The sequence below is a fragment of the Amycolatopsis pretoriensis genome (assembly GCF_900107925.1).
Taxonomy (GTDB): Bacteria; Actinomycetota; Actinomycetes; order Mycobacteriales; family Pseudonocardiaceae; genus Amycolatopsis; species Amycolatopsis pretoriensis.
Genome location: NZ_FNUJ01000012.1, coordinates 244898 through 265707, shown reverse-complemented (window position 1 = coordinate 265707; position 20810 = coordinate 244898). Strand labels below are relative to the sequence as shown.

Annotated in this window: 21 protein-coding genes; 4 read left to right on the top strand and 17 right to left on the bottom strand. The window is 68.6% G+C overall.

What is annotated here, in order from left to right; genetic code table 11:
- Window positions 1-18: 18 nt before the first annotated feature.
- The 10 genes from BLV96_RS42085 to BLV96_RS42035 form a co-directional block, all read right to left on the bottom strand.
- Window positions 19-450 carry a hypothetical protein gene (locus tag BLV96_RS42085; protein ID WP_244180892.1) on the bottom strand — a complete coding sequence of 144 codons (432 nt, stop codon included), beginning with the start codon at window positions 448-450 and terminating at the stop codon, window positions 19-21.
- Window positions 451-458: 8 nt separating this feature from the next.
- On the bottom strand, window positions 459-692 hold the full coding sequence (locus tag BLV96_RS42080; protein ID WP_086676674.1) for a hypothetical protein: 234 nt from the start codon (window positions 690-692) through the stop codon (window positions 459-461).
- 428 nt (window positions 693-1120) lie between these two features.
- Window positions 1121-1567, bottom strand: coding sequence for a hypothetical protein (locus BLV96_RS42070; protein WP_086676672.1), 447 nt, complete (start codon window positions 1565-1567; stop codon window positions 1121-1123).
- Window positions 1564-3528 (bottom strand): hypothetical protein, encoded by a 1965-nt coding sequence (locus tag BLV96_RS42065; protein WP_086676671.1) that lies wholly within the window; start codon window positions 3526-3528, stop codon window positions 1564-1566. Before BLV96_RS42065 ends, BLV96_RS42070 begins: the two co-directional genes overlap by 4 nt.
- On the bottom strand, window positions 3528-5858 hold the full coding sequence (locus BLV96_RS42060; RefSeq protein WP_086676702.1) for a hypothetical protein: 2331 nt from the start codon (window positions 5856-5858) through the stop codon (window positions 3528-3530). The genes BLV96_RS42065 and BLV96_RS42060 overlap by 1 nt, the downstream gene beginning before the upstream one ends.
- Window positions 5859-5948: 90 nt before the next feature.
- Complete coding sequence (locus BLV96_RS42055) at window positions 5949-6254, bottom strand: hypothetical protein (protein ID WP_244180891.1); 306 nt, start codon at window positions 6252-6254, stop codon at window positions 5949-5951.
- Window positions 6254-7345 carry a DUF4417 domain-containing protein gene (locus BLV96_RS42050; protein ID WP_086676669.1) on the bottom strand — a complete coding sequence of 364 codons (1092 nt, stop codon included), beginning with the start codon at window positions 7343-7345 and terminating at the stop codon, window positions 6254-6256. Before BLV96_RS42050 ends, BLV96_RS42055 begins: the two co-directional genes overlap by 1 nt.
- A complete protein-coding gene (locus BLV96_RS42045; RefSeq protein ID WP_086676668.1) occupies window positions 7342-8454 on the bottom strand; it encodes a ParB/RepB/Spo0J family partition protein in 1113 nt (370 codons plus the stop codon). The genes BLV96_RS42050 and BLV96_RS42045 overlap by 4 nt, the downstream gene beginning before the upstream one ends.
- Window positions 8451-9305, bottom strand: a complete 855-nt coding sequence (locus BLV96_RS42040) for a replication-relaxation family protein (RefSeq protein ID WP_244180890.1) — start codon at window positions 9303-9305, stop codon at window positions 8451-8453. Before BLV96_RS42040 ends, BLV96_RS42045 begins: the two co-directional genes overlap by 4 nt.
- Before the next feature lie 5 nt (window positions 9306-9310).
- Entirely contained in the window at window positions 9311-11113 is a 1803-nt protein-coding gene (locus tag BLV96_RS42035; protein WP_086676666.1) for a type IV secretory system conjugative DNA transfer family protein, read from the bottom strand.
- Between the two features lie 575 nt (window positions 11114-11688).
- Here BLV96_RS42035 and BLV96_RS42030 point away from each other — a divergent pair.
- From BLV96_RS42030 to BLV96_RS42015, 4 genes are all read left to right on the top strand, one after another.
- A complete protein-coding gene (locus BLV96_RS42030; protein ID WP_086676665.1) occupies window positions 11689-12087 on the top strand; it encodes a histone-like nucleoid-structuring protein Lsr2 in 399 nt (132 codons plus the stop codon).
- A 190-nt stretch (window positions 12088-12277) separates the two neighbouring features.
- Window positions 12278-12565, top strand: a complete 288-nt coding sequence (locus tag BLV96_RS42025; RefSeq protein WP_086676664.1) for a hypothetical protein — start codon at window positions 12278-12280, stop codon at window positions 12563-12565.
- A 2-nt stretch (window positions 12566-12567) separates the two neighbouring features.
- Window positions 12568-13554 carry a hypothetical protein gene (locus tag BLV96_RS42020; RefSeq protein ID WP_086676663.1) on the top strand — a complete coding sequence of 329 codons (987 nt, stop codon included), beginning with the start codon at window positions 12568-12570 and terminating at the stop codon, window positions 13552-13554.
- Window positions 13547-14128: a DUF3558 family protein gene (locus BLV96_RS42015; RefSeq protein WP_086676662.1), complete on the top strand. Its 582-nt coding sequence runs from the start codon at window positions 13547-13549 to the stop codon at window positions 14126-14128. The genes BLV96_RS42020 and BLV96_RS42015 overlap by 8 nt, the downstream gene beginning before the upstream one ends.
- 5 nt (window positions 14129-14133) lie before the next feature.
- Here the strand turns inward: BLV96_RS42015 and BLV96_RS42010 are convergent, their stop codons facing one another.
- From BLV96_RS42010 to asnB, 7 genes are all read right to left on the bottom strand, one after another.
- A complete protein-coding gene (locus tag BLV96_RS42010) occupies window positions 14134-14868 on the bottom strand; it encodes an ESX secretion-associated protein EspG (protein ID WP_086676661.1) in 735 nt (244 codons plus the stop codon).
- A gap of 62 nt (window positions 14869-14930) precedes the next feature.
- Window positions 14931-16229, bottom strand: coding sequence for a hypothetical protein (locus BLV96_RS42005; protein ID WP_086676660.1), 1299 nt, complete (start codon window positions 16227-16229; stop codon window positions 14931-14933).
- Window positions 16229-16867 carry a DUF3558 family protein gene (locus BLV96_RS42000; RefSeq protein ID WP_086676659.1) on the bottom strand — a complete coding sequence of 213 codons (639 nt, stop codon included), beginning with the start codon at window positions 16865-16867 and terminating at the stop codon, window positions 16229-16231. Before BLV96_RS42000 ends, BLV96_RS42005 begins: the two co-directional genes overlap by 1 nt.
- On the bottom strand, window positions 16864-17277 hold the full coding sequence (locus BLV96_RS41995) for a hypothetical protein (RefSeq protein WP_086676658.1): 414 nt from the start codon (window positions 17275-17277) through the stop codon (window positions 16864-16866). Before BLV96_RS41995 ends, BLV96_RS42000 begins: the two co-directional genes overlap by 4 nt.
- A gap of 434 nt (window positions 17278-17711) precedes the next feature.
- Entirely contained in the window at window positions 17712-18326 is a 615-nt protein-coding gene (locus tag BLV96_RS41990; protein WP_244180889.1) for a hypothetical protein, read from the bottom strand.
- A gap of 610 nt (window positions 18327-18936) precedes the next feature.
- On the bottom strand, window positions 18937-19326 hold the full coding sequence (locus tag BLV96_RS41985; RefSeq protein ID WP_086676657.1) for a hypothetical protein: 390 nt from the start codon (window positions 19324-19326) through the stop codon (window positions 18937-18939).
- Window positions 19323-20810, bottom strand: coding sequence for an asparagine synthase (glutamine-hydrolyzing) (gene asnB, locus BLV96_RS41980; protein ID WP_086676656.1), 1488 nt, complete (start codon window positions 20808-20810; stop codon window positions 19323-19325). The genes BLV96_RS41985 and asnB overlap by 4 nt, the downstream gene beginning before the upstream one ends.

Here is a 20810-nt window from a genome sequence, read left to right as displayed (position 1 = left end):
CAGGCAAGTCCACAATCGTCACATCGCTAACGGATCACTGAGCGCTGATCGCCAACGGCCCTCGATGCGCAGATCGGCACGTGCGATGGTCACGAAGCCTTCGATCGTGTTCTGGAGCTTCCGCCGGGCCGCGTCGTCGTCACCACGGTGAGGTTCCTGCACGGTATCCCCGAAACCCGGGCGGCTGGAGACCTGAATCACCCGGACCGCATCCACAAAGGACTTGGCTGTCGTGAGCAGGTTTTCGAGCATGACGTTGAGCTTCTCGTCGCCGAAGAAGGTGGCCTGGACGACGACGTCCTCCAGTGCGTTCAGTGCCATGGTCGGATCGACCGCGGCCCGGTCACGCCAGACAGCGTGGCGATGCAGCCGATAGGCGGCTAGTGTGACCGCGGGAAACAGCTGTCCCTTCCGTTGCAGCACCAGGTAGTTCTCGGCGCCGTCGTCCAAGCTCGCAGTCACGGGAAGTCGTAGCCGAGGTTCGTCGCGACGTCCTCGACGAAGTCCTGGCCGTCGATGCGCGCGTCGCGGTCCTGCACGTCCCACGCGGCGTCGTCGATCGCGTCGCCGCCGTCCGCGAGCGCTCCGGCGACCAGGTCGACCAGGCTGCGTGCCTCGTCCTGGTCGAGGTCGTAGCTTTGGGCCGCGCAGGTAGCGGCGTTGCCGAGGTCGTCCTCGGTGTACTCGTTCACGCTTGCCTCCCACTGGTGGACCGTCGATGCGACGAAGACAGGGCTGGGGTCGAGGCCCGCTGATTCAGGCTCGTCCGGGGCAAGAGAGAACCAGCCGGACTTCGGCACCGCGCCACGCACCGTCAGCCGCGGCCGTTGCCGGCTGGTAGTGCCAGGCTGGGTGGTTCGAGCTGGCCAGGGTCTGCCGACACCGGCAGCGTTCGATGCGCCACCAACCCGGATGAATCTTCAGGCGCGCCTGCCCGGTACCCGGTGTGGCCTGGGCGCGGCGGATGATCTCGTTGAGGGTCCCGGCCCGGATGAGCAAGTGGCCGTGGGCCTCGTCGTGATGGGTTACCCACTCGACAGCCCTGAGTGTCTCCGTGACTTCTCGCATCGGCCTCACCGCCTCGTTCGGTGAAGACACGTCGCCGCCGCAGCGCCAGAATTCAGTCGTGCTCGAGCTCCTCCAGGTCGGTGCGCTGCTCGACGGCGAGGGTGGTCATCCAGGTGTCGAAGTCCTGCAGCCGAGCGAGGCAGTCGTCACGTGCGGGTTCGATCCGCGCGTGCTGGCCGCTGGCCAGATCGAGCGCGAGACTGCCTCCCTCGATCCGAGCATCGGCGACGTGAAGCGCGCGGCGGCGCAGGACCGCCGGGTCAAAGGCCGGCAGCCCGTCGCGCGAGGCCGCAGGTGCGATAAGCGGGCGGATCCAGATGACCGCTGGATCACCGTGGTCACGCCGAGCATGCCGCGCGAGCGCGGCGCGGAAAACCTCGCGCTCATCGTCTAGGACGACGAGTTCGGCGCCGGGCAGATCATCGTCGGCGTTTTGCCCGCGGCCGGCGAGAAGGCCGGTGAGCGTGGTCCAGAACTCGTCGTCAGTCAGGTACTTCATGTCGTAACGACCTCCTCGATCGGTTTCCCGGCGATATTTGTGACGCCTTTGGCGTGCAGGAGCGCCGTGATCTCGTTGCGCTGATCGGAGTTCTTGCACAGGATGCGGCTGGGGCCTTCGGCACCGAGCAAGTCGATGCCGTCGGCGAACATGACCTCGTTGCTGGCGTTGCTGAACTTCGCGATTTTGAACGGATTCCGGGTCATCGGCGCTTTGGCGTATTCGCTGGCCTTGGCCGGGTTGATCACGCCGAAGGTGTCGGCGTTGGCGCCGTAGTAGTCGGCGCGGCTCAGGAGCCGCCCTGGCTCGTCCCAGACCAGCGTAGGCGAGTTCTCGAGCGAGGAGCTCTGCCGCATACGCAGAAACACCGAGCTGGCGCCGCCGGTGAGCTTGTCCGCACTCTCGCTCTTCCCGATGCCCGTGCCGGTTCCCATCGTCGCCCGGCGCTCGGTGGAGGCCAGGACTCCGGTGGCGAGCATCGCCTTCAAGCCGGTAAAGGATGTCGAATGGGTCAGCGACCGGCCGGCAGTCGCGGCTTTGAGCTTGTCCGTGGCGTTGCCGACGTCGAAACGCGTCCAGGAGAGCCAGCCGGCCGAGCGCCGTGGCGCCGGGTCGTAGCCCGGACTCGACGCGAGCGCGGCGCCGTCGGCGAACCCGGTGGCCGTGGCGACCGCGTCGCGCAGAACCTGCACCTTCGCCGGCAACGCGCGAGTGTGCGCCTCGAGCTGAATGTCCTTGGCGAACTTGGCCAGCTGAACGTCGCTTATGCCAACCGCCTGGTGAGCGCGTTCGTGGAAGATCTCCTGCCGGACCATCTCCTCCAGGTGGTCTCCGGTGACCTGCGCGGCCGCAACCTCGGCACGCGCGCCAAGGTCTTGCGCGGTGACATTGGCAGCGAGGTAGCTGTACTCGCCTTCATCGCGCGTCATCGGCCGGTTGGCGAGGTTCAGCTGACCGAGCCGGCGGACGACGTCAGGCCCATGGCCCTCCCCCGCCGGCGCGATGATCTCGAGACGGCCGCGCAGGCTGTACTCGGTCTTCGCCGGATCGTTGACACCGTAGGGGCGGTACACGGCCTGGTAGCCGTCGCCGAGGTCGATCGCGTACTCCTTGCCCAGCACGCCGGTCGTGCGCCCGCCGCCCCAGCTGGCCTGTCCCGTGTCGGCGTCCAGCGTCGGCTTGATCCGCGTCGCATCGCGCAGCACCGCGACCGCGGCGCCGCCGAACGCCTCCGACGGCAGAGCCGGGACCATGACAGTCACCACCGCAGTGCCGTCGTGCAGGAACGGCGTGACGTGGTCGAGCGGTGCGCCAGAGGCCACGGCGTGCTGGATCGCCTGGAACTGAGCCACGTAGTGGTCGAGCATCGCCTGCTCGACGGGCGAGGCGTCGCCGAGGTCCTCGGCGAGTCCTTCGATGGCGGTCTCGGCAGCGTCGATCTTCGCCGCCGTCGTCCCCGGTGTTGCGCCGGCGGCAGTGAGGGAGCCGTTGGCGATGTGGTGGTTGACGCTCTTGGCCGCGGTGATGATCTTCTCCGCGACGTTGTGCTGCTCATCGATCGGCAGCCGGCCGGTGACCTCCTGCTCGACCTGCGTCGGAACCATCTCCGGGCTGATGTTCAGCGCGTCCAGCAGCTTGGCCTCGGCCTCCTCGTCGACGCGGGCGTGCAGCACCGTGCGGGGGCCGTGATCGCTGACGTAGCTGACCAGCGTGGCGGTCGAGGCGAGCAAGTCGGTGCCGCCCACGAGGACGGGTTCGCCGTAGGCGTGCCCGACGTCCGGTGTCAGCGGAATCGGCGTCACCGGGAGCTGGCCCGGCTCGAGCGGCAGTTCCTCGACGACCGGCGGTGAGGGTTCGCCGATGTCGACGTCGGTCTGGATGGGCGCGTTGACGTCGCCCTGTTCGCTGCCGGCGGGCGCGAGGGCGTAGGGGGTGTGCGTGGTCTTGGCGTTGGTGCCCATCAGCCTTTGCCGAGGTGCTGCAGGGCCGCGGCGGAGGCGATCTTCAGGTCGCCGGTGAAGAACTCGACGAAGTCGCGCCGCAGGTTGTTCTTCCGCTCGACGGCATGGTCGAGGAAGGCTTCGGCGATCTGGCTCGTCGTCACGGCGGTTTCGGCGATGCCGTGGGTCTTCGCCGCGCGGGCCCGCATCGGTGCGACCCAGGTCAGGTTCTGCGCGGCGCCGGCGTGGGCGACGGTGTGCAGGGTGGCGCGCCATTCGGCGTCGGGGACGGCTTCGAGCCGGCGGATCACCGAGTGCGCCGCGGCCGGGTTCACCTGCACGCCCTTGCCGAGCTGGCCGGCGAGGTGGGCGTCGTAGACCTGGTGGTAGACGGCTGTGGTGCTGGGGCGGTAGCCGAGCGTCAGCTTGTCGTGGCCGAAGTTCTTGAAGGCCTGGCCCTGGTCGATGGGGACGAGGCCGCCGGTGCTGGTGCGCAGGACGTTGTCGTGATGGGCGTCGTGGTTGCCCAGCGCCCAGCTGGTGACGTGCAGCCGGACGATCTCGTCGACGTCGGCCTGCGACCAGCTCGACGCGCTGCCCGCCATCGGCTTCGCGCCAACCAGCAAGGGCTGGACGCTGACGGGGTGGCCGTCGACCTTCGTGGCATAGACCGGAACGACGGGAAGCCCGGCCCGCGCGGCGAGCCGAGACGCGGCGGCCTCGGTGTGCGTGATGGCTCCGGCGTGCGGCTTGCCTTCGCGTTTCGCGATCCAGGTGCTGCCGTCGGGTCCGGTGTGGAGGGTCTTGGGGTGCGTGCCGCCGAGGTTCGCCGGCGTGCCCGATCCGAAGTCCCACGCCGCGACCGCGGCGGCGTCCATCGGCTTCGGGACGGCGGCGTGGGCGGCCTGGGCCTGCTGCAGCGCGGCGACCAGCTGGGCGTGCTGCATCCCGAATCGGCTGCTCGGCTTAGCGCTCGGCGCCGCCTCCGGAGCCGGCGCTTTGACCGGCTTGACCGCCGGTTTTGGCGGCGGCAGCTCGTTCTTGACCGCGGTGACGACCGCGCTCGAGTTGCTCAGGTGGCCATGCAGCAGCTTGCCGAGCTGGGACTTGGTCGCCGTGCCGGCTTGCGCTGCGGTCGTGACGCCCGTGTCGCTGAGGAACTTCCGCAGAGGCCCGACCTTCAGCTCGTCGGCCCACGCGAGCACCTTCGCCTGGCCGGCCTGCATCACCGCCTGGTTCAGCGGAGCCGCGGTGAAGGTGTCCCACGAGGCCGCTGCCGTGTGGATTTCGGCGATCGCCCGCAGCTCCTGCACCAGAGCTCCGGCGTTCGACGCGTCGACCGGGCCGGCGTCGAGCGCGGCGCTGACGTTGGCGGCGCAGGTGGCGGAGTTGGTCAGCAGCGCCGTTCGTTCGGCGACGGTGTCGGCGATGTCCTGGCGTTCGACGGCCGGCGTCGACGCGCGCATCAGCTGCAGGACCTGATGCGCGTCGAGCGTCTGCAGCTGAACGTCGGTGATCTGGCCGTGGTCCTTGGCAATTGCCACGGCACCGCTGAGCTGGGAGACGGTGACGGCGCCGAGCAGTTCGTCGACGTGGTGGCGGGCCGCAGCGGTGGCGGTGCCGTAGTCGACGCCCGATTCGACGTTCTGTGCGGTGGCGATCCGGTTTTCCAGGCGCAGCAGCTGGGCGATCTGCTCGGGTTTCGCGTCCGCGCCGAAGTGGGCGACCACGGTCGCGGCGGTGTCGAAGTCGTACTGGACCTCGGCGAGGTCGGCTTCGGTCGCCGGCCAGCTGTCGAACCCCGCCGGCAGCGCAGATGACGCCGCCGCAAGGTCCCACTGGCCGAGTGCCTTGCCGTTGATTTCCTGGCCGGCGCACAAGGCGTCGTGACGAGCCTGCGCGAGGGCCTGAATCTTCTTCTTGGCCTCGGCGTCGGCAGGCATGGACGGGTCCAGCCACACCGCGAGCGGGTGGGGCGCGTGCCCGGTGAACCCGACGAGCTCCGGGTTCTCGAACCCGGCCGTCGCAGCGGCCGCCTCGAGCTCCTCGGGGGTGAGGCCGGCCAGGTACTCGGCTGTGAGTACCTGCAACTGCTGGTGGTACGGACCGGCCGCGGTGTCAGAGAGCTGGCTCTCGGCGGCGAGCGCGCTGGCGACGGCGGCGGAGAACACACCGTAGCCCTCGACCGGGTCGTCCGGCAGGTCGATCGCAGGTGGGCCGAGCGGGTCGTCCGGGTCGATGCCGCCGGCGACGATGCCCGCGACGAACTTGAGGTTCTCCTCCGCGGCGTTCGCCGGCTCCACGGCGTGGGCGCACACCGCGGCGAGGTGCTGCAGAACAGCGTCGTCCACCGGCGCCGGCCCCTCGCCGGACGCACCGGTGGGTGCGATGGCGTAGGCGGCGTGGCCAGCTTTCGCGTTCGTTCCCATACCCGCCGCCGGTCAGCGTGCCGATCCGAGAACGTCGTCCAGCTGCGCACGCACCACGTCCGCGAGTGCACCGTCCAGAAGCGGTTCCACTCGCACCGCCGGTGCGATCGGCGTATCGGCCCACCCGGCGATCCGCTCCGCAATCTCGGCGGGACCTGCGCCGGCCAGCCGTTCACGCCAAATCCGGCCAGCGACGTGCTCGCGCGGGGTCCATTCGACAAACACCTCGGGCGCGTCGAGGCCAAGGACGCCGACCGGCGTGCTCGCCATTCCGTGCTCGGATGACCAGCCCAGGAGGACCCAGATCTGCCGCGCCATCACGCACCTGCCCTGGTGGCGACGGTGCCGTGCGGCAGCAGCGAGGCCATGAACCGGACGGAGCGGGCGAAGGCATCGGGGATGCGGGCACGGACGTCTTGGCGGCCGGTCTCGGTCATCACGGCGCCGTGCAGCGCGTACTGCGCCGGGTTCTGGCTGATCACGACGAGCCGGTCGCCGAACAGCTCGAGGGCGGTTTCGATCCGGTCGCGCCGGGACAGCCCGGTCAGGACCACGACGACCTCCGCGGGAAGGTTCTCGGCCAGCCAGGAGAGTCCGGGCAGCGCCCAGGTCTGCCAGTTCGCGTTCTCCCGCACGGTCTGGACGTTGACCGCGATCGCCGCCGGCCCGGTCTCGGCGATCCAGTCCGCCTGCCGGCGCAGGTCCTCCAGCCGGTACCAGTACAGGTTCGGCACGGCCGGAATTCCCGCCGCGGCGAACTCGGCGGCGATCATCAGCGAACGGCGCATGTTGATCAGGTGCTCGGCGCGTGGCCAGTTGCCGTAGATCGAGTAGTTCGGCGCCAGCACCAGCCCAAACCGCAGAGCGGCGATCCGGGTGATGAGGTCGTCGCGGTGGCGGGCGGTCCAGAACGCTTCGACGAGCGGGTCTTCGCCGTATCCACTCAGGACAGTCAGCGTGGAGTCGGGTACCTCGAGGATCTCTGCGGCGGTCCGGCCGTCGGTCCAGCGCGGGTAGAGCGTGTGGGTGCGGGGAGAAAACACCCGCCGCAGACCGACCGCGTACGCCGGCCACCGCACGACCGCGTCCAGCTCGGCGACGCTGGAGCCGTCGACCTGCGGGACGAAGGCCGGGATCGACGCCGGCAGCGGCGCAGCGACGGTGAGATCGTCGAACTCGAGCGTACCGCCGACGTCGCGCATCCACGCGTCGATGTCGGTGCGGGAGCCGCAGCGGATCGGGCAGGCCCGGCAGTCCGAGCGGGCGCAGCCGCAGTAGGCGCAGTCGGAGTTGCAGCCGGAGCACAACGGGGCGATCGCGACCGCCGGATCCGCCTCCGAGTACCACGGGCAGCGCCGGCAGTCACACCGCGCGGCCGGCGCGGTGGGCATGCCGAGGAAAGTGCTCATGCGGCTGCTCCCTTATGGATGACATCGAGAAGCTGATCCAGCAGCAGCGCGAGCGAGCCCCTGTCGTGCTCGCCCAGCTCGGCGCCCTGGACGAGTGCGAGAAGCAGCTGGCGCAGGGCGGCGAGAGCGCGCTCGACGAGACGAGCGTCGACGCCAGCGGCCGGCGCGTCGGGCTTCGCACGGAGCTTGTCCGCGCGAGCGGCGTCGGCTTGCTCCTGGACGCGTTCGGCTTCGCCCAGGGCTTGCTCTGCGCTCAACTCGTTGTCGGCCGTGGCGGCGGCGAGCGCGGTGGGCAGAAGCCTTGTACGGCCGGTGTTCTTGACCGCGGCCCAGATGTCGGCGGCGGCTTGCTCCCGGCCGCGGCGCAGCTCGATAAACCGGATGCGGGTGTGCAGCGACACCTTCGCCTCGTCCATCTCCTCGGCGACCTCGCGGGGCATCTCGGCGAAGGCACGTACCAGCTCGCGGGCCTTGCGCGGGCTCAGCTGCAGGCCGAGCCGGGTCAGCACCTCCGCCCACGGCGCGGCACAGCGCTTGTCGCTGCCGCGGATGCGCTCCATCGCGGCGAAGCGGGCGATCGGGTCGTCGATCGCGTAGACCTCGGCCGGAACCGCATGGCCGCCGGCCAGAAGCTTGCCCAGCAGGACGGCACAGCGGTCGAGCACCAGCGCGGCCGCAAGCTCGCCGGGCCGCAGACTCTCCCGGGCGAGGTTCTCGACCAGCTGCCAGATCCGCCGTTCCTCATCCGACAACGGCCCTGGGCAGACCACCGCGGGCAGCGCGGCGAAGTGCGGGTTGTCCGGCCGGTTCGCCGCACCCCACCGGCAGGCGCGCAGCCGTCGCTCTCCGGCAGCCAGCTTCATCGCCGGGTGCGTCCCGTCGCCACCGTCGATCTCCTCGACCAGGACCGGCTGCAGCACTCCGACGTTGGCGATGGAGGAGATCAGGTCAGCGAGGTCGGCCGGCGTGGTGGCGTCCCCGGGTAACCTGCCCTGCAACTCGGTGAACGGCGTGCCCTCGCCGCGCAGCGGCAGCAGCGCGAACCGGCGTTGCCGCAGCCGCGGCGACAACCCGAACTGCTGCACAACTTCAGCTGGTGCCTCGGTCATGACAGCCTGCCGAACACGCTCACCCATCGCGGGTCGCCGAGCAGCGGCATCGCCACCGGTGCCAGCGGACCGTGCTCCCGAAGCTGGGGCAAGGTCGTCACGACCATGTCGACCCGCCCGGCGGCCGTGCTCACCGCGGGCATGGCCTGCGCGTGAGCGCGCAGGTCCGCGAGCCGGCGCTCGAGCACCGGCTGCTCGGCGCCCGACAGGACGATCAGCACCCGCGGGAAGCGCGGGTAGCGCTCCCGCCATGCCGGCCTTCGGCTTGCCCCGGCTGGGGTGTGGTCGTGGTAGCGGATGTAGCCGACGAGCTTGCGAGCCAGGCGGGCGACCGGCATGGTCGCGCGGTCCAGCTCGACGAACAGCGTCCGCTGCGTCCGGCGGCCAGCCTCCTCGAGCACGTAGTGCAGGACAGCGTCGGCGATCACGACCCCGCGCCGGTCCCCCGCGCGATCGCGGAACTGGTGGGCGACCTCGGGGGTCCACGACAGCGGCCCGCACTCGTGGCCGCGGACTCGTGCTGTCTCGACGAACGCGAGACCCGTCTCGATGACGTCGAGGGTGTGTTCCTGCAGCACGTGCGCGACCGCGGTGCCCGGTAGCCGGTAGGCGCGGGCATCGACCGTCCCGGCAGCTTCGATGGTCTCGGCTCCGGCCGGGGTGACGTGCCAGGTGCGGGGCCGGTGTTCCCGGGTGATCCGGTCGGCCAGCCCGGCGCGGCGAAGGCCGGCGAGCTTCGCGCGGACGGTGACCGGGGACAGCGTCGGAGCCACCAGGCGCCGGACCTGCTCCGTGGACGCCAGCCGGTGCCAGTAGAGGACCGTCAGGGCTTCGCGTTGAAAGACGTCCACGGGAATCACTCCACGGATGAGGTCAGGTCGACGCCGGCGCCGCTGCCTCGCGTTGGCGGACGTCCACGTCGGGGCTGCGGAGTCGGCCGCTCGGTCTGCAGGGCGGCGAGGATCCGGTCGTCCAGGTCCTCGAGCTCGTCGAGAACCTCGCCGATCGGGCGGCGGGCGAGGTTGGCGTCGAGGGCCTGGTCGACGGCGTCGTTCCACTCGGGGTGGAAGTGCTCGGCGAACTCGTCGTCGACGTGCAGGCCGCGGATCTTGAACGGGGTCGTGCGCTGGCCGCCGAGGGTGACGGTGACGACGTGGTGGAACTGCTCCAGCTCGGTCACGGTTGCCGGCTGGACCAGGCCACCGAACTCGCGTGCGACCGTGCGGGCGCCGTCGATCGCCGCGGCCGAGGTCATGAGCAGCGACTGGTTCTGCAGCAGCGCCCTGCGCGTCTCGGCGGCAAGGCGGTCGGGCATCTGGTTCATCGCGTGCAGCGCGACGCCGTACTTGCGCAGCTGCTCGAGGATGGCGGCGAGGTAGCCGCGGGAGGCGCCGTCGACCGCGGCGAGCTCGTCGACGAAGGCGTCGCACCTGCGCCGTTTGTCCGCCGCGGTGTCGGCGCGGGAGCGGCCGGCGCGGAACAGGTCGTAGATCATGAACGAGGTGATCAGCTTGTTCGTCTCGCCGGTGCCGGTGGTGCAGACGAACACGATCCGCCCGGTGTCCATCGCGCGGCGGACGTCGTAGGTCGTGACCGAGGAGCCGAGGAACGCCGAGAGGGTCGGGCTGGTCCGCAGTCGGTTGATGATGTTGGTGACGACGGTGGTGGCGTCTGGGGCGAGCTTGGGGAAGGAGTCCGTCCAGTACCTGCGCACGGATGGCTTCAGCGCCGGCAGGACGGATTCGCGCCAGGTCTCGTCGTCCAGCAGCGTCGGGATCTGGAAGATCGTCGGCGCGCAGTCGGCCGGGAGCCGCATAGCGAGATAGCAGAGAGCCTCGCAGGCCTTGGTGAGGATCGACTTCGCCCGCGGTGCCGCGTCGCCCCAGCCGAGCGCTGCGGCGAACGAGGTCACGACGGCGTCGACGCGGTCCTCGATGTCGGACTCGGTGAAACCCTGCATACTTAACGGGTTCCAACCAGGCAGACGCTTGCCCCGGCCGCGGACGTCGAGGTTGACCTCCCACAGCCGCGCCCGCAGCGCCGGGTCGGACAGGTACGGCTTGGCGCGTTTCCAGCCGTCGGCGTGCGGGTCGAGAAACCAGACGCCACCGCCGAGCCGGGCAATCTCGATCGCCTGCGCCAGGGCTTCCTCGGTCTTGCCGAACCCGGCTTTGCCGAAGCGCGCGGAAAACAGCAGCTCGCGCAGGGGCACGCCGACCAAGCGCTCGTCGCCGTTGACGTCGGTGACGTAGCCGAGCCGGACCAGCCCGGTGCCCGGCCGGTAGGTCGGAACCTCGCGGGGCGCCGGGAGGACCCAGCCGCGGCTGCGGGCGATCGCCGGCGATTGACAGCGTCCGGATGGCGGCTTGAGCAGGCCGGCGATCTCGCTGGTCGTCACCAGGGACCCCCGCCGGGGCTTCGCCAGCCCGGTCCGGAAGCGCCGGTCGAACCGCCGGCGAACCAGCACCGTGTCCGCGCCGAAGTGCCAGCCGAAGACCCGCGGGCCACGGACTCGCCAGTAGTTCTCACCGCGGTAGACGTCGAACGCCCCGATGACGCTGCGCAGGTGCGCCTGCGCCCGCCCCGGGATTTCCGAGACGCAGCGGATCAGGACCTGGATGGCGAACGCCGGCTCATCGGTCACGAACTTGTTCGTCACCCGTTGAGCGGGAGGTGTCACATTTCGCGAACGCCCGCCGACCTGGGCACGCGCGATCGGCAAAAACTCCCCAAGCACTTCCGACACGACCTCGGCAACTACGCCGAACGGCCCCACACCGTTTCCGCTGGAATTCGACGCGACACGGCGAGCCAAGTATCGGATGCGCGCCGGCGTCAGCGGAATGAGATCAACGCAGACCTGCACCGACTCACCGAGATCCACACGAACATCACTCAGCGCGTTCGCAAGTGTCTGGAGTGGATCGTCCGGCCGGATTGGCAAGGCACGCAACGGAAGATGACCACGCCTCGCCAACACCAGCTCAGCACGTGCGACATGCAGGTCCGGTTGCGACAGCTGACGGTGCACGGCGGCTTCTCCTCCCGTGAACGGCGAGATTGGTGGGTTCGCACCATCAGTCACGGCAGCGTCGGCGGGTTTTGATGCAGTCGACGAAGGGGGTAAATTTTCCTTTCTGGCGACGTTGTGGATACACTCAGCCGAAGAACGTCGCGCATTGTGCAACCCGTCACAGTCTGCGTTCTTGTCGCACACCACCCCGAGGAGCATCAATGGCCCAGAAGGTCCTCGTCGAGATCCTCGACGACATCGATGGCAGCCCTGCCGCCCAGACCGTGCAGTTCGGCCTGGACGGCGTGACCTACGAGATCGACCTCTCCGACGACAACGCCGCCGCCCTGCGCGACGAGCTCGCCCGGTTCATCGGCGCCGGACGCCGCATCGGCGGCCGCAAGGTCCGCGTCGCGACCGGCCAGTCGACTGCGCCCACCGCGTCCGATCGCCAGCGCAACCAGCAGATCCGCGCGTGGGCCAACGCGAACGGCTACGAGGTCTCCGAACGGGGACGTCTGTCCTCCGAGGTGGTCGCCGCCTATGAGGCGGCGCAGAACGCGGGGGCGGAAACACCGGCACCGAGGAAGCGCACTCCGCGCAAGAAAGCAGCCGCCTGACGCTGTCGCGGTGCGTCGCACACTCTAAAAGAGCAGTTCACCGCTGCCCTCGCGATCTTTGGTTCAAGTCACCGGATTGAATCGGTTCAGCGCTGTCCAGCCATCGGAACACATGACGCGAATTACTTGCGGTGCGTAATTGATCAGCTATGGTGAGTTGACATGACCTGTACGAGGGTGGGGAGGCCCCGTGGGGAATGGCTTCAAGGTCGCGCTCGACGAGTTGCAACGTGTCGGCGACAGCGCACTTCCCGCGTTACGCGACATCATGGGCTCTCAGCTCCCGGTGTTGAACGCGCACGAGGGTCTCGCCGGATCTGGCTCGTTCGGCGCGGTCAACGATTTTCAACTGGCCTACGCCCGATTTACCGATGAAATCGCCGCCCGGCAGAAACACGGAGCCGAAGTCGTCGATGCCACCGCAGAAGCCGCCAAAGCCATCGTCGCGCTTTACCGCCGCGCCGACGGGCAGGGGTAACCGTGGCCGACTGGAAAACCGACGACGAGGTCCGTTCCGCCGCCGACCGAGCCGCCCGCCGACTCATCGACCTCTTTGATGACGAACAGCCCGACGGCAAGTGGCTCGGCTCACCGGAGACCTACCCCAACGGCGGTGGCGCCGTCCTCCTACGCGGGCTGCTCGACGACGCCGGCAAGGTCATCAGCCTCGATCCGCAGAAGATCATCGACGAGTTCGAGCGGATGAAGAAGGTCGGCCGCGCCCTGGACCAGGACACCTCGACCGACATCATCGACGCCTTCCGCACGATCGACTACTCGGTCCAGGACTGGGAGGGCGGCGGCGCCGACGCCTTCCGGCACCAGATCTCGATGATCCAGGCCTTCCTCGGCCAGCAAGCCAGCTACCTCGTCAAAACCGTCGAGTCGCTCGCGATCCTGCTGGCCGCGTCGGTGCAGGCACGGCGGGACTACATCGCCGCCGCCGACGCCACCAGCGCCGCTGTCGCCAAGGCGCTGCAACAGCACGCCGACGCCGACACGAAGATCGCGATCTCCGTTAGCGCGAGCGTCGTCTCGGCCGTTCTGGGCGTCGCCACCGGTGGTGCCTGGTTCACCGCCAGCGCCGGCGTGGTCATCGGCGCCTCCTCCGCAGGGCTGCAGCTGGCGGTCGATGGCGACAAGTTCGCCGAGGTCGCCGCCGGCTACAAAACCGCCAAAGACCAGGTTCTGACCACTTACCAGGACGTCATCGAGACGGCGCTGGGCAGGGTGCAGGACGCCGAACGAGATCTGCTCGGCGAGAAGAACGAGCTGTTCGCCCCGATGCCGCCGAGCATCACCGTGGCCTCACCGAGCTTCCACTACGGAGACTTCTCCTCCGGCGACCGGCCGGTAGTGGAGTTCGACCCCAAAGTGGACCAGGAACACCGAAAGCTGATCGACCAGCACGGCCCCGCAGGGCTCACCGACCCGGCCACGCCGATTCAAAGGCGCCTCGATGGCTGACACGGTCCGCCGCCGAGCCGTAGTGTGCGCCGTCGCGATCGCCGTGACCGCTACCTCCTGCACCGGACCCAGCACGTCACCGACGACGACCACGCCGTCGGCGACCGCACCTCCGATCACCGCCACCCCGCTGGACGTCGCTGCCCATCTGGCGGAACCATGCGCGGGAGTGCCCACCGACCTCACTGCGCAGCTCGGCCTCCCCCAGCGCAAGGACGCCCACGACACCGTCCTCGTCGGCGCAGGCGACCAGTCGGAATGCCGGCTGTCGAGTGGACCACCGCTTTCGGCCGCAGCCGAAGTCCGCTTCTACGCCAAAGCACGCCCATTGCCCCTCGTCACCGGCCCCGGCAGCCAGATCAAACCCACTACCGTGGCCGGCTACCCGGCCGGGGAATGGGTGCTCAGCAAGGGAGAGGACGGCAGCTTCACCTCGTGCCAGGTGATCGTCGACGTCGCGCCCAGCCAGGGCCTGGCGACGCTCTACAACGGCCCGAGCAGCGAACCGGTCACCGCTTCCTGCGCCAAAGCGACGCAGCTCGTCGAAGGAGTGCTCACCGCCCTGCGCCGCTGACGGCGTCATAGGCCCGCAAACGTCTTGTTCAGCGCCGAGACGAATTCTCTGGCGCCCGCCGGGATCAAGACCACGTTGTCTTCGGAGTCAGCGTAGACGAGTACTCGGCCTGGCTCCTCGAGATCGATCGCGGTGATCGGCATGCTGCGGTGTCGTTCGCCGGCGGAGTCACGGCGGGCGACATAAATCTGGTGGACTGCGCGCCGCGGCTGCTGCATCACCTCGTCGAGGTAGCCGGCTTCCTTGCTGTTCGGGTGCTGCGGCAACGCGCCATCGCCGTTCTGCGCGGACTTCGTCACGACCGTGGGCACGATCTTCGCTGCGGGCACATCGGGCAACGTGTCCAGCAGCGCCGTCGCGAGCCACTTGTTTCGCACCGGCTCGAGGGAAACGACGTTGTCGTCGATGATTGCCCGGACGGCGTCATCATCCCGCGCCGCCAGGAGAACCGCGCAAGAACGACCGTCGGCGAAGTTGCTGAACGCGTAGTACTCGCGGCCGGCACCGGCGAGCACAGCCGCCGTCGACCGCCACAGCCCATTCAGCCGGTTGTTGCGGGCCAAGCCTAGATCGGTCAACGCCGCCATCGCCCGGATTTCAAGCTCACGGCGACCGTCCGCGGTGACCCAGTTGTGCAGACTGGTACCGAACGCGGGCGGCAGCTCACTCGTCTCGACCATGCTCCACGCGGTCAAGAAGGCGAGCTTGGGCAGGACGATGGGTCGGTCGATGACGGCCACGACACACTCCGTGATGCAGGACGACAGGCGGGGAAGGCCAATGCCGATACACCCGAGGTGCGTCAGGTTCCGATGGTCGGCGGGACCGGCACGAAACCGGTGCGCGGATCGACCAGCCCGTCCTCGACGTCGGCGAACACGCTGTCGTCGTCTCGAACGTACTTGCGCTGGTGTTCCGCATCTTCCTCAGCCGGACGTGCTTGACCCGCAGGGCCGACACTGGCCGATCCGATCCGCGCTCGCCCGGCGCCACGGCCAACGGCAGTGACCCGCCCGCCGGCACTCGGCGACCTGCGAGGCGGCGCACTGCCCACCTCGCCTGTGCCGGCTCGCAGCGGCGTCCCCGCGTTCGGTGCCGAGGAGAGCGGCGAGTACGAGACCCCGGCGAGCTTCCGGCCGTCCGAGTCAGAAAGCGGATTGCCGACGGCCTGTTCCAGCTGAGACATCAACGGCAGGCCGCTGAGCGTCCGCCCATCCAGCACCCCGGCCGTCCTGGTCACGCCTGCGGGTTCGAAAGCTTCAGGGTGCACCCCAGGCCCCGACGTTCCGACGGGTACGTGCGCATCGTTTCGACGGCCGTCTTCAGTAGATCCCGGACCTACATCGAGAAGCAGTTGCCGGTCCGACGAGGTGGCATCGCCGTCGTCCCGCCGCAGCTCGGTCGGGCGTTCGTCCCGAGTAGCGGTCACGCGGTGCGCGTCGGCCGGTTTTGTGTCCTCCGGAACGGCGGACGTTGCCGGGTTGAGCTGGCCGTAATCGCCGGACAAGCCTTGCCCTTGCCCTTCCAGGTGTGCGACGTAGGCGTCGTAGATCTCAAGGTTCTTCTGCGCCTTCGCGTTGTAGGCCGCGATGGCGTCTTCGGTGTCGGTGTCCCAGGGAGTCGCGACGTCGAAGAACGACTTGTCCGGGCGCTCGCCCATGGGTTCCATCGAGCGTTTCGCCAACTCGAAGCCGTAGGCGGCGTCGGTGACGTTGCTACCGTTGGAGCCCAGCGTCTTCGCCGCGCGCTCGACCAGATCGCTGAACGCCTTGGTCCGCTGCTTCGCGCTTTCGGCTCCCTTGCCGGTCCAGGTCGGCTCGAGGTTGTTCAGCATCGTGGTCAGTTCCGCGGCGATCTGGTGGTGTGCCGCGGCGACGTCGCCGGACCCGATGCCGCTCGTGGTCCAACTGGAACTGTCCCCGGCCATGACATGGCTGACGACGGCGGGGACCGGCATCGCCTGGACGCCGACGTTGCCGGCGAAGAGGTCGCCGGCCCATCCGACGGCATCCTGCGCGGTGCGCACGAGCGCGGAGCCCGCTTCCTCGGCCTCGCGAAGTGCGTGGTGCGCGGCCGTCCCCAGTTGATCGAAGGGAAACATCAGGAACCTGCCTTCGCTCTCAGCGTCGTGACTGTCATGTCAGCGATCTGAGGGATCAGGCTGCATGCGTCTTCGGTGTTGCGCTTGCTCGCGCCCAAGGTCAGGCTCACGTCGATCGAGATGCTGTCGGCGAGACCGATGCTCGCCTGGCAGAACCCGACGGGTATTTCGCCGCCTTTGGTTCCTGCGTGCGCGACCGCTGGGAAGCCTTGGATGTCCGGGAGGATGCGCCACACGGCGGATTGGGGTTGTGTGTTGGCGTAGACCCCACTGAGTCCGACGTGGGTGTTGACGGTGTAGGAGACTCCGACGGCGCCTCCGGTCCCGTGATTTGACCACGCACATGCCGGACCGGTCTGAGCCAGATCTTCGCGTTTTCCCGCGACGCTGACCCCGACGGCCGCGACGACTTGCTGCGGGGTGAGAGCGTCTGCGCACGGATCGCCGGACAGCACTGACACCGGCAAAGGATCGCTGACTCTGGGCGCACCGGCAAAAGGCAGACCGGGCGCAGACGCGTTCTGGCCGGCCGGCGCCGGAAGGGCGTTCCCTGCGACTTCGGTGCTGTCCGGCACTGAACAACTACTCGCCAAACCGACGACGCCAAACGCGACGACAACGTATTGCCAGCGATTCATCCCGCGACACCCCCGTTCGGCGAACCGAGTTCACGAGCGGCCTCGCCGTCGCGATCACCGATCTGGCGTAGGGCAACCTGGATCTTCGCGATCAGCTCATGCAGATACTTGGCCTCGGCGTTGACGTGGTCGCCAGCCGCGTCGAAAACGCCGTGCCCGCTCACCAGTCGAGCGTTGTAGGCGATGCTGGCCGGGTCGTGTGCAGCGGGGCTGACCTGCTTCAGAATTTCGGTCTGCCGCTGGAGTTGCTGAAGCTGGTCCAGCGCGTTGAGTGCTTGCGCAAGAATCGTCTTCGCCTCACCTGGCGACAAGCTGAAACCTGCTCCCGACGCAGTCGCGCCGGTGTTGTCCTGGACTTGTACGTCGACACCCGCCAGCCACGGATCGACATCTGTGTGTGGTTGTGCCACGGCCGCGTGAACCCCTCCTGCTCAGCGCTGCGTGTCCTTCGATCCCCCGCTCCCGACAGCTGGTGATCGGCCGAGCTGACCCCTCCGACCGGTCATGAATGACCAGCTCGACGGGTCAGCCGCACGAGTCACCGTAACTGATCAACTACAAACCGTGCGCGAGAAACAGTGTTTCTGCCGCTTGCATCATGCATTCGTGATCACCCAGATGAGGGCTGGACAAATTCACGGAACGGAAGTTCCCAGGTCGACGGCCGATTCAACAGCTATGCACGCGCGGATCTTCGAGACTAGACAGTTCATTGACATCTTCGCCGAACAATCGTTCGCCAAGGGCCTTCCAGGACTAGAAACCGACTACGCACACGCAACCGCATGTGCATTGAACGGCTAGCTCTGACTTGCAGAGGGCAGAACCGGTAGCGCTGCCGCGCCTACGAGGAGGCGTCTCCCTCGTCAGCGCCGAAGGGGGACGTTTCGCCGTCGGAGGTCGCTCGCCGGACCTCGACGTCAGGGTAGACGAGCTTGTTCAGCACGCCGGTCACCGACTCGCGCCCCTCCACGCTCATCACCATCTTCCCGAACTTCGGGTCCGTGCTGAACCGGATCCGCACGCCCACCACGGACTGCGGTACCCACCCGCGCACCGGCCGGACGCGCCCGAGCTGGTGCGCGAACCCGACGACGGCTTGGGGCGAGGGATCGAAGCCGGCGGTCGGCAGGAGGTCGAACCGGACACGGGAGCGGAGGTGGTGGGAACGAAGGTGTCGGCGGAGGACGAAGACCGCGATCAGGATCGCGACCGCGGCGGTGGTCACCCACCAGAACGCGCCGCTCGTGAGGACGTCGCCCAGACGGAGCGCCTTCGGCGCGCTGTTTCCCAGCATGGCCTGGCGGCCATGCGTGCCGGGGAACATGTCGGCATTCGGAGCGAGGCTGAAAAGTGCCGTCCGAGCAGCGGATGGCTCGTTTTCGCGAACAATCGCCAACGCTCGCCCAACGTCAAGGCCAACGACAGCATGCTGGGCAAGGTCGAAAGTCTCCGACACGACGCCTCCTCGATCAGTGGTTCATCAGGAGCAGTCAAGTCAGCTCCCACCTGATTTCCATTCGGCGTTGGTCCGACACTCTGAGAAGGTCAGTAACAGGTTCATGTCCGTCGCGTCCTTGAGTGCCGGGGCGAAAGCCGGGCCCAACGAGTGCGCAGGCACGATCACGCGGAGCCGCAATGGCGCAGGTTCGTGGCAGGTCCACGGCATGGCCGGTTCCTACGTACCGCTCGGGATCAACCTCCCGACGTGAGCCACGAGAGGCCCGCTCGGGTTCGCCATCCAACGATTCGAACCGTCCAAGCGGAACCCTACTGGCTCCGCAGCATGAAAGTCTTCAAGGAAACCTCGGCTACCCGCCAGTCCTCGCCGTACTGAACGCGGCCGCGAACCGCGGGGCCGACATCAAGATCGGCTCCGACCGTCGCGGACGAGCCGCCACCGATCCGAGACGCGCAAGATCTGGCAGCAGATGGAGCCGGCCATCGCCACAGCTGGCCCCGACTCGTGCATGATTCTCCGGAAGATCAACGATGCCACCTCTTACGACATCCCGCCCTGCGCTGGAGCTGTCACCGTTCTAAGCCAGTGGCTGGTAGCCAGTTCGCCGTCAGGCGCCATGCCGAGCGGTGGGTTCGGCGAGACCTCCGACTGCGATGTGCGCGTTGTCGAGGTAGTTACCGAGATTGATGCAGGTGTCCACGGCGCGGGTGAGCCACAGCCCCGCGGTCTGCACGGCCTCCGTGGTGTCGCCGCTGAACGGCCCGTCGACCGAGGCGAACGCGATCCGGGAGTCTGGTGCGAGGAGCTTGATGCCGAGGTCTGCGAGCACCCGGTTCATCGCGGCGGTGGCTGCGGACAGGTTGGCCAGCGTAGTGCCGATGTCGGCGGGCTGGGACCAGGTGCCGCCGACCGCCCGGCGGAGGTTGTCGCGGGCGGCTGCGGTGGCGTGGGTCAGGTCCGAAGGGGGCACGGCGCTCCTCAGGTCGTGGGCGGTCATAAGGTCATGGAGCGGTCGAGGGTGCGCGGGCTGATCCCCGCGAGTTCGCGGTGCCAGATCCGGTGGTAGGCGAGCTCTTCGCGGTTGCGGATGCCTTCCGCGTGAACCGTCTTCCGGAAGTCCGCTTCGGTGACCAGGCCGCTCATCGCGTCGCGCAGGACGCCGGACATGCCCGAGCCGTCGCCGAACTGCTCCTTGGCTCGCCACAACAGATCATCAGGCAGCCAGCCGACAAACGCTTCGCGCAGAAGATGCTTCTCCCGCCTGCCGTGGTCCGGACGCCGGAGCCGGACGGGTACCGACATGGCTGTAGCGATGAAGTCGGTGTCGAGGAACGGCACGCGCGCTTCGAGCCCGAAGGCCATGGTCGTGCGGTCGCAGCGTTGCAAGTTCAGGGTGTGCAGCGTGGAGACCGTCCGGCGGAGTTCGGTGTCGAGTGCGTCGTCGTCGCGAAACTCGCGCAGGTAGCGGTAGCCGGCGAACAGTTCGTCGGCACCTTCGCCGGTGAGGACGGCTTTGGTGTGCTGCGCTGCCAGTTCGGCGAGGAAGTGGTTGGCGACGGAGCTGTGGAGCAGCGCGGGGTCGTAGTGCTCGACGGCGCGGACCACGTCGGGTACCCGGTCCACGGCGGCTTCGGCGGTGTAAGTGCGTTCGAAGTGCTCGGTGCCCAAATGGGCGGCGACTCGTCGCGCTGCGGCGAGGTCCGCGGATTCGGCGGTGCCGACGGAGAAGGTGCGCAGCCGGTAGCCGCGCTCGCGGCACCACCGGGCGGCGATGGCCGCGACGATGCTGGAATCCAGGCCGCCCGACAGCAGCACCCCGGGTGGCTCGTCGCCCATCATCTGCAGGTGCACGCTGGTGATCAAGCCGGCACGGACCGCCGCTTCATGCTCTGCCGGCGCGTCGAGTGCGTTGGGGTGCTGCGGCATCGCGTGCGCGAAGCGCCGAAGACCCTCGTGCGGGGTCCAGAAGCATCCCGGCGGGAACGGCCGCACGCGGCTGCGGTGTTCGCGATCGAACGCCTTCATTTCGGAGGCGAACACCACCGAATGGGGCGTGCGCGCCCAGTACAGCGGTTTGACGCCGACCGGGTCCCGCGCGGCGAGGAACGGCAGCCCCGGGCCGGCGATCGCCAGCGCGAACATCCCGCGAAGGTCGGCGAGGGCAGCTCCGCCACCGGCGATGGCCAGGCGCAACGCGACCTCGTTGTCCGATCCGGTCGACCAGCGGTGGCCGGTGAACCGGGCACGGAGGTCAGAGTGGTTGTAGATTTCGCCGTTGCCGACCAGGTGGTTGCCCGCAGCATCCGTCAACGGCTGGTGCCCGCCGCCAGTGTCCACGATGGATAGACGTCGATGACCCAGCCATGTGCCGGGAAGGACGGCGGTGCCCTGATCGTCCGGGCCCCGGTGGGTGAGACGGTCGAGCATACGCGCGCCGAGCAGCGGGTCGGGGCTTCCGTGAATGGCGACGATGCCGCACAC

What these genes read in the sequence shown, in the direction of transcription:
- BLV96_RS42070 (WP_086676672.1), bottom strand. Translation starts at nt 1,567, where the DNA reads ATGAAGTACCTGACTGACGACGAGTTCTGGACCACGCTCACCGGCCTT.
- BLV96_RS42065 (WP_086676671.1), bottom strand. Translation starts at nt 3,528, where the DNA reads ATGGGCACCAACGCCAAGACCACGCACACCCCCTACGCCCTCGCGCCC.
- BLV96_RS42055 (WP_244180891.1), bottom strand. Translation starts at nt 6,254, where the DNA reads ATGGCGCGGCAGATCTGGGTCCTCCTGGGCTGGTCATCCGAGCACGGA.
- BLV96_RS42050 (WP_086676669.1), bottom strand. Translation starts at nt 7,345, where the DNA reads ATGAGCACTTTCCTCGGCATGCCCACCGCGCCGGCCGCGCGGTGTGAC.
- BLV96_RS42045 (WP_086676668.1), bottom strand. Translation starts at nt 8,454, where the DNA reads ATGACCGAGGCACCAGCTGAAGTTGTGCAGCAGTTCGGGTTGTCGCCG.
- BLV96_RS42030 (WP_086676665.1), top strand. Translation starts at nt 11,689, where the DNA reads ATGGCCCAGAAGGTCCTCGTCGAGATCCTCGACGACATCGATGGCAGC.
- BLV96_RS42015 (WP_086676662.1), top strand. Translation starts at nt 13,547, where the DNA reads ATGGCTGACACGGTCCGCCGCCGAGCCGTAGTGTGCGCCGTCGCGATC.
- BLV96_RS42005 (WP_086676660.1), bottom strand. Translation starts at nt 16,229, where the DNA reads ATGTTTCCCTTCGATCAACTGGGGACGGCCGCGCACCACGCACTTCGC.
- BLV96_RS42000 (WP_086676659.1), bottom strand. Translation starts at nt 16,867, where the DNA reads ATGAATCGCTGGCAATACGTTGTCGTCGCGTTTGGCGTCGTCGGTTTG.
- BLV96_RS41985 (WP_086676657.1), bottom strand. Translation starts at nt 19,326, where the DNA reads ATGACCGCCCACGACCTGAGGAGCGCCGTGCCCCCTTCGGACCTGACC.